The sequence below is a fragment of the Microvirga sesbaniae genome (assembly GCF_025460805.1).
Taxonomy (GTDB): Bacteria; Pseudomonadota; Alphaproteobacteria; order Rhizobiales; family Beijerinckiaceae; genus Microvirga; species Microvirga sesbaniae.
Genome location: NZ_JAMXFJ010000082.1, coordinates 1 through 7130, shown reverse-complemented (window position 1 = coordinate 7130; position 7130 = coordinate 1). Strand labels below are relative to the sequence as shown.

Sequence of the window (7130 nt, the reverse complement as noted above, 5' to 3'; positions counted from 1 at the left end):
GCGGTCCCGTCGCTCCAGTGGCTCCCGTTGGACCGGTCGCGCCGGTCTCGCCTTGCGAGCCGGTTGCACCCGTGGCACCTGTTTCGCCCTGCGGACCCGTCGCGCCGGTAGCACCACTCGGACCTGTCGCTCCGGCCTCGCCTTGCGGACCAGTGGCGCCGGTTGCGCCGGTTTCACCCTGTGGACCCGTGGCGCCGGTCTCGCCCTGAGGGCCGGTTGCACCCGTCGCTCCAGACGGACCTTGCGGACCTGTCGCGCCAGTGGCTCCGGACGGACCGGTTGCGCCTGTGGCGCCGGTTGCACCGATCGGGCCGGTGGCTCCCGTCGCTCCGGTTGCCCCAGTGGCGCCGTCGGCACCTGGGGTGCCCGTCGCACCCGTGGCGCCAGTCGCACCGGTAGCGCCCGTAGCACCTGTCGCGCCCGTGTTGCCCTGCGGGCCGGTAGCGCCCGTAGCGCCTGTAGCACCTGTCGCGCCTGTTGCTCCGGTCGCGCTGTTGTTGACGACCGCGATATTGAAGACGATGTCGTCTGTTCTGTCGTTGGCACCAGCGCCCGAATCGAAGCCTTGCTGTCCCGATTGGGAGACTCTGTCGATGAAAGTACCGGCTGGATTGGCATTCGTAACGGGATTGCCGTCTTCGTTATAGATGGTTCCGTTAAGATTGTTGTTGCCGGTGTTGGTCGGCGTATTCGCGTCGAAGAGGTTATTTCCCCCGGTGGCATCGGGGGCATAAAGCCCGAAATCGTAATTCCCCTCAGGGAGATTGGCCTGGAAAGTAAACTCGCCAACACCGTTTGAGGTGCCGCCAAACCCATTGCCGGTCGGTTCGACCGCTGTTGAGCCGAGGAGTTGCCACGTCGTCGTGCCATTCAGCCGGTAATAGATGTAAACAGTATTCTCGCCAGTGTCGCTGGTAGCCGGAGCCGTACCCTCGATTGTGATTGTCCCGTATTCAGGCATTTCGCTTCCCCTCGTGTTTTGATGCTGGGCAACCGGCGCACAAGCCGCCGCGCATTATGGCGATCATCAAGGGGTAGCTTAGCTCGCGACACTCTTTCCATATGACAGATGTCATAACTAGAACGAGCTAGTCCTGCCTGCCGAAGGCGCTGCGAGCCTTTCTATAACTTCGGTTATAAATCTTCTGGAGCATCGACTGTTCAGAATTTCCATTGAACTGGCTGTCTAAACTCGGTTCTGCTTGAGCAGGGGAGCAAGCATCCCCGTACTTCTGGATTTCTTTTGGCGAGCGGGCTTCGGCACTCGTAAACGTCTTTGAACAGAGGCTGGCGCATGGGTGCAGAGCTCGTCCTTCCCACACCGCATATGGCCCAGCCAGGGGCCGGCAATGCCCGGACCGGCGGGGCGCTCGATCCTGCCATGGAAGCAGCCAGCATCCGCCTTGACGCCGCCATGGCGGCGGCGCGGTTTCACGGCGCGGAGCTCGACCCCCGGGACTTCCATGGCGCTCCCGGCGAGACGGTGCCGCGCGCCGCATCCCTCGTACGATGGCTGCGCGAATCCGGCCTGTGGGCCAAGGAGGCGCGGCTACGCTGGCGCCAGTTCTTCCAGGTCAGGTCCGACGCGCCGATCGTGCTCTTGTTCAAGGACGGAAGCGCGAGCCTCCTGGTCGGGCACGATGCCGCGCAGGCGGTGGTGTTCCTGAAGGATCCGCGTCCCTCGGCGGACGGGACTCCCGTCGCCGTCGACGAGCTTCGCCTGAGCCAGATGTGGAACGGCGAGGTCGTGCTGGTGCGCCGCGCCCGCGGCGGCGCCACGGATGACGAGCCGTTCTCCTTCGGCTGGCTCACGCGGCTCGTTCTGCGCGAGCGCCGGAACCTGCGCGAAGTGATCGTGGCCTCGCTCACCATGAGCGTGCTCCAGATTCTGCCGCCGTTCCTGGTCATGATCGCCATCGACCAGGTGCTCACCCATCACAGCATGTCGACGCTGGCGCTGATCGGCCTGATCCTGGCGCTTACAGCGGGCTACGAGACCTTCCTGGGCTACGCCCGGCGCGAGATCGTCGAGGTGTTGTCGGCGCGGCTCGATGCGCGCCTCAACCTGCACGTCTTCCGGCGGCTGCTCGCGCTGCCTATCGATTACTTCGAACGCACGCCTACCGGCGAGACCACGCACCGCATCTCGCAGATCTTCAAGATCCGCGAGTTCTTGACCGGAAAGCTGGTCAGCACCTTCCTGGACATCTTCACCCTGGTGGTGCTGCTGCCGTTCCTGTTCTGGATGAGTCCGACGCTCGCCTGGATGGTGCTGGCGGCGGCGGTCGTCGTCACGCTGATGATCATGGCGTTCATGCCGGCCATGCGGCGGGTGTGGAGCAAGCTGATCGAGGCCGAGACCAAGAAGTGGACCGTGCTGGTCGAGACCGTGCACGGCATCCGGACCGTCAAGTCCCTGGCGGTGGAGAATGCCCGCAACGACGAGTGGGACGAGCGCGTGGCCGAGGCCGGCCATGCACGGCTCGAATCCGGCCGAGTCTCGAACTGGGCCCAGACGCTGATCACCCCCATCGAGCGTTTCATCGATCGCGGCGTGCTGCTGATCGGCGCCTATCTGGTGCTGACGATGCCAGCCGGCCTATCGGGCATCTCGGCCGGAAGCCTGATCGCCTTCATGCTGCTCGGCACGCGGGTCGCCGCGCCCCTGATCGGGCTCGCCAAGCTGATCCAGGACCTGGAGGACGTGCGCTCGTCCGTGGCGCAGGTGGCCGCCGTTCTCAACAACCCGACCGAGACCGCCGCCATGCGCCGAGGCCTGCGCCCGCGGCTCGACGGAGCACTCAGATTCGACGAGGTCACGTTCCGGTATGCGGGCGCGAAGAACACCGCCCTGGAGCGGATCAGCTTCGATGTGCCGGCCGGAACCATGCTGGGCCTCGTCGGCCGCAGCGGCTCGGGAAAATCCACCATCACGCGCCTGCTGCAGGGCATCAGCCGCGATTACAGCGGCTCCCTGAAGATCGACGGTGCGGACCTGCGCGAGATCAACCTCACCCATCTGCGGCGAAGCCTCGGGGTCGTGCTGCAGGACAACTTCCTGTTCCGCGGCACGGTGCGCGAGAACATCATCGCAGGCCGGCCAGGCCTCACCCTGGAGGATGTGGTGCGGGCCGCGCGTCTGGCCGGCGCGGAGGAGTTCATCGAGCGCCTGCCCTTCGGCTACGAGACCTATATCGAGGAGGGCTCCACCAACATCTCCGGCGGACAGAGGCAGCGCCTCGCCATCGCACGGGCGCTCATCACCGATCCGCGCATCCTCGTGCTCGACGAGGCCACCAGCGCGCTCGATCCGGAAAGCGAGGCGCTGGTCAACGCCAACCTGCTGCGCATCGGCAAGGGCAGGACGATGATCATCGTCTCGCACCGGCTCTCGTCACTGGTGGAATGCGACCAGATCCTCGTCCTCGACAAGGGACACGCCATCGATATTGGGCCGCACCCCGACTTGGTCGAGCGGTGCGCCATCTACCGCCAGCTCTGGCAGCAGCAGAACCGGCACATGGAGGCTCCCACCGGGCGCCAGCCGATGCTGCGCCCCGTGCTGGCAAGGGAGTAATCCACGATGACCCGTCATGCGCTCGTGCCCCGCGCCGCCATCCCGCTCGAGAAGACGCACGAACTGGTGCCGTCGACGCTCCTCGAATTCGAATCGCCCACCGCTGCCCTGCTGGCGGTGCCGGTCCAGCCCGCCGCCAGCAGGATGCTCTGGACGGTGGTGTCGCTGGTGGCCGCCTGCGTGGCGGCCGGGGCCCTCATCCCGGTCGACATGGTGGTGACGGCGCCCGGCCGGGTGGTATCGATGCAGCCGACCATCATGGTCCAGCCCCTGGAAACAGCCATCGTGCGCGCCATCAACGTCCGCGAGGGCCAGGTGGTGCGCGCCGGCGAAACCCTGGCGCGGCTCGACCCCACCTTCTCGGCCGCCGACGTGGACGCCCTGGAGGCGCAGGTCCGCAGTTACCAGGCGGAGGTCGACCGCCTTTCCGCCGAGGCATCGAACACGGCCTACCGCCCGTCCACCGCGGATGCGGCGGCGGCCGTGCAGGCGGCGCTCTACGGCCAGCGGCAGGCGCAGTACCGGTCCCTGGTGGAAGGCTACACGCAGAAGATCAACAGCGTGCAGGCGCAGCTCACCCGCGCCGAAGGCGACGTGAAGGCCTATACCGAACGGCTCGCCATCGCGTCGGAGCTCGAGTCGAAGCGGCGCGAGCTGGAGCGGCTGCAGGTCGGAAGTCAGATGAACCGCCTGGTGGCGCAGGACCAGCGCATCGAGATGGCCCGTAACCTCACCGACGCCACCGGGAACGCGGAGCGGGCCCGGCGCGAGCTGCAGCAGACGCTGGCCGAGCGCGACAGCTTCCGCCTGCAATGGCAAGCGCAGGTCAGCCTGGAGCTTAGCGAGCGAACCCGCAGCCTAACCGACGCAAAGGAGAGCCTGCGCAAGGCCACCCTGCGGCACCAGTTGGTCGATCTGCGCGCCGAGCAGGATGCGATCGTGCTCAATGTCGGGAAGGTCTCGGTCGGTTCCGTGATGCAGTCCGGCGAGCAATTCATCACCCTTGTGCCGCTGAATTCGCGACTCGAAGTCGAGGCCCATATTGCCGGTGCCGATGCAGGCTTCGTCAATCAGGGTGAGAAGGTGGTGATCAAGTTCGATACCTTCCCATATGTCCGCTATGGCGTTGCCGAAGGATCTGTCCGGACGGTGAGCGCCGACAGTTTTACCGGCGGAGACGACATGCGAAATGGAGCGGCACTCGGCCCGGGGCCGCAGCCTTCCGCCTATTACAAGAGCCGCATCGCAGTGGACGAGATCAAGATGCACGATGTGCCGGGCGGCTTCCAGCTCAAGCCTGGAATGCCGGTCACGGCGGATATCAATGTCGGCCAGCGGACCGTGCTGACCTACCTGTTCTCCCGCATCCTGCCGGTTGGAACCGAAGGCATGCGTGAGCCGTGGTGATCTCACCCTCCCGCACAATGGACAGCACATGAGCGTTTTCAATCGCCTCGTCGCTCCTTTCTCCGTCACGGCCCGCATCCGCATCGCCCAGGCACAGATCAACCGCGGCAAGGGGCTCGCAGGGTTCCGACGCCTCGCCCGCGACGCGCAACGCGGGCATGTGGAGGCGCAGTACAGGGTCGGACGCTGCTATCTCGAGGGCCACCAGGTGCCTCAAAGCAAGATCGAAGCCATGCGATGGCTTGAGAAGGCTGCCGCTCAAGGGCATTCCCATGCCCAGTTCCTCCTGGCAGCGATCTACCTGGGAGAGCCATTGCACGGCGCCGGCGATGCGCATGCCTCAACCAACACCCCGGATTATGACTCGGCTCTCCATTGGACCCGCCGTGCGGCGGAGAACGACGAGCCCGAGGCACAGGCTCTTCTCGGCCATCTGCTGTCTACAGGACCGGACACGATGCGCAGTCCTGGCCAAGCGGGCTATTGGTACAGCCGCTCGGCTCTGGCTGGATGCCCTCAAGGAGCGCTTGGACTCGGCATCATCCTTCTGGGGCTCGCCAAGGACGAGAAGGATCAGAGCGCGGCAGCGGCCGAGATCCGCAAGGCGGCTGCGGCCGACCTGCCGATGGCGATCTATCTGCTAGCCGTGATCACGGAACTCGGGATCGGCGTCGCGCGTGACGAAGTCGGGGCCGCTCAGCTCTATCGGAAGGCCGCCGAGACGGGGGTGCATCCGGCTCAGGTGCGCTGGGGCCTCGCCCTTTTGGAAGGTCGCGGCGTCGCGCGAAATGCGTTCGAAGGAGAATCCTGGCTGCGCCGAGCCGCCCAGCAAGGAGACGCGGATGCAGCCGCCTTGGTCGGGCACCTCTGCGCTCAGGGTGGCGATCTGCCCCCCAATTATGCCGAGGCGGCGATATGGCTGCAGCGTGCGGCGGAGCAAGGACACACGGCCGCCTCCCACATGCTGGGTCAGCTCTATTTCGTCGGGGCGGGAGTGGGGCGCGACCCTGAGTCAGCTCTGAATTGGTTCCGCCATTCCGCCGAACAGGGGGACCATGTCTCTCAAGTGGACCTCGCCAACGTGGTGCTGGCCGGAGGCGGCACACCCGACGACCGAATGTCCACCCGGCACTGGTTCGAAAATGCGGCCAATGGTGGCGATCTCATTGCCGCGTTCAACTTCGGCGTCTGCTTGGCTGAGGGCATCGGCATCGAGCGCGACGACCGAGTGGCGGCGCTGTGGATTCGCCACGCTGCGACGGGAGTGGCCGTTGCCAAGTACTGGTATGGTCGCATGCTCATCGAAGGACGCGGCGTTGAGGCCGATCCAGTAGAAGGTCGTGAATGGCTGGAGGCGGCCGCAACGGCCGGCGTAGCGGATGCTCAGGCGATGCTGGCCGAGATGATGCTCAACACAGAGGATGAGAGCGATCATGGCACCGCACTCGTCCTGTTTGAGCGTGCTGCACATCAGGGGCATCCAAATGCGATGTTCGCCTTGGGAGCAATCTACAATGGCGGATACTCCATTCCGGTGAATCCCGCGCTTGCGCAGCATTGGTTTCAAAAGGCCGCCGATGAAGGACATCCCGATGCGCAGCTTATGCTCGCGCGCTATCTGACCGACGGATTGGCTGGAGTGAGAGATCCGGCAACTGCTCAGCACTGGCTCGAAGCAGCCCTTGCGGCAGGTGTCACTGAGGCGCAGTTGATGGAACCCCAATCGGATCCTGTTGCATCGCTCAGCGTCGAACGAGCATAAGGCGAAGCGAACATTCGCCGCTTGAGCAAATGAGATGGCGCGTGAAAGGGCAGAAACTCGAGTTGGCGAATCCTGACCTTGTCCGAACTTGCCGAGCGCTGGGACGTAAGCGTCGAGACCGAGCACCGGATCGTGGCGCATGGCGGCTCAGGCCGCATTCGGGTTGGTGCGCGCCGGAGCGCACCAAGGCGCGTCAACATCGGGCAGCCCTGCCGGGTGCCAGAACAACACAAAGCCCCTGCGGCTTTTGCCGTCAGGGGCTTTTGAGTTTTGGTTGCGGGGACAGGATTTGAACCTGTGACCTTCAGGTTATGAGCCTGACGAGCTACCGGGCTGCTCCACCCCGCGGCAATGTCGGGCCTTCGACGCCGGCGTCGAAGGGGA

General features: G+C 65.1%; 3 protein-coding genes, 1 tRNA gene and 1 pseudogene. 3 read left to right on the top strand and 2 right to left on the bottom strand.

The annotated features are described in order from the left end of the window. Positions 1–961: pseudogene (locus OCW50_RS33300) on the bottom strand (hypothetical protein); the annotation flags it as partial. 333 nt (positions 962–1294) lie between these two features. On the opposite strand from OCW50_RS33300, the gene OCW50_RS32410 reads away from it, so the two are divergent. The 3 genes from OCW50_RS32410 to OCW50_RS32400 are packed head-to-tail and all read left to right on the top strand — an operon-like array spanning position 1295 to position 6746. Further along, positions 1295–3577 carry a peptidase domain-containing ABC transporter gene (locus tag OCW50_RS32410; protein ID WP_262300347.1) on the top strand — a complete coding sequence of 761 codons (2283 nt, stop codon included), beginning with the start codon at positions 1295–1297 and terminating at the stop codon, positions 3575–3577. Positions 3578–3583: 6 nt separating this feature from the next. Then, entirely contained in the window at positions 3584–4984 is a 1401-nt protein-coding gene (locus tag OCW50_RS32405) for an HlyD family type I secretion periplasmic adaptor subunit (protein ID WP_262300346.1), read from the top strand. Between the two features lie 28 nt (positions 4985–5012). Then, positions 5013–6746, top strand: coding sequence for an SEL1-like repeat protein (locus OCW50_RS32400; protein ID WP_262300345.1), 1734 nt, complete (start codon positions 5013–5015; stop codon positions 6744–6746). A 271-nt stretch (positions 6747–7017) separates the two neighbouring features. On the opposite strand, the gene OCW50_RS32395 is transcribed toward OCW50_RS32400, so the two are convergent. Next, positions 7018–7094 (bottom strand) — tRNA-Met (locus OCW50_RS32395). Between the last annotated feature and the right edge of the window lie 36 nt (positions 7095–7130).

What these genes read in the sequence shown, in the direction of transcription:
- OCW50_RS32400 (WP_262300345.1), top strand. Translation starts at nt 5,013, where the DNA reads ATGAGCGTTTTCAATCGCCTCGTCGCTCCTTTCTCCGTCACGGCCCGC.
- OCW50_RS32405 (WP_262300346.1), top strand. Translation starts at nt 3,584, where the DNA reads ATGACCCGTCATGCGCTCGTGCCCCGCGCCGCCATCCCGCTCGAGAAG.
- OCW50_RS32410 (WP_262300347.1), top strand. Translation starts at nt 1,295, where the DNA reads ATGGGTGCAGAGCTCGTCCTTCCCACACCGCATATGGCCCAGCCAGGG.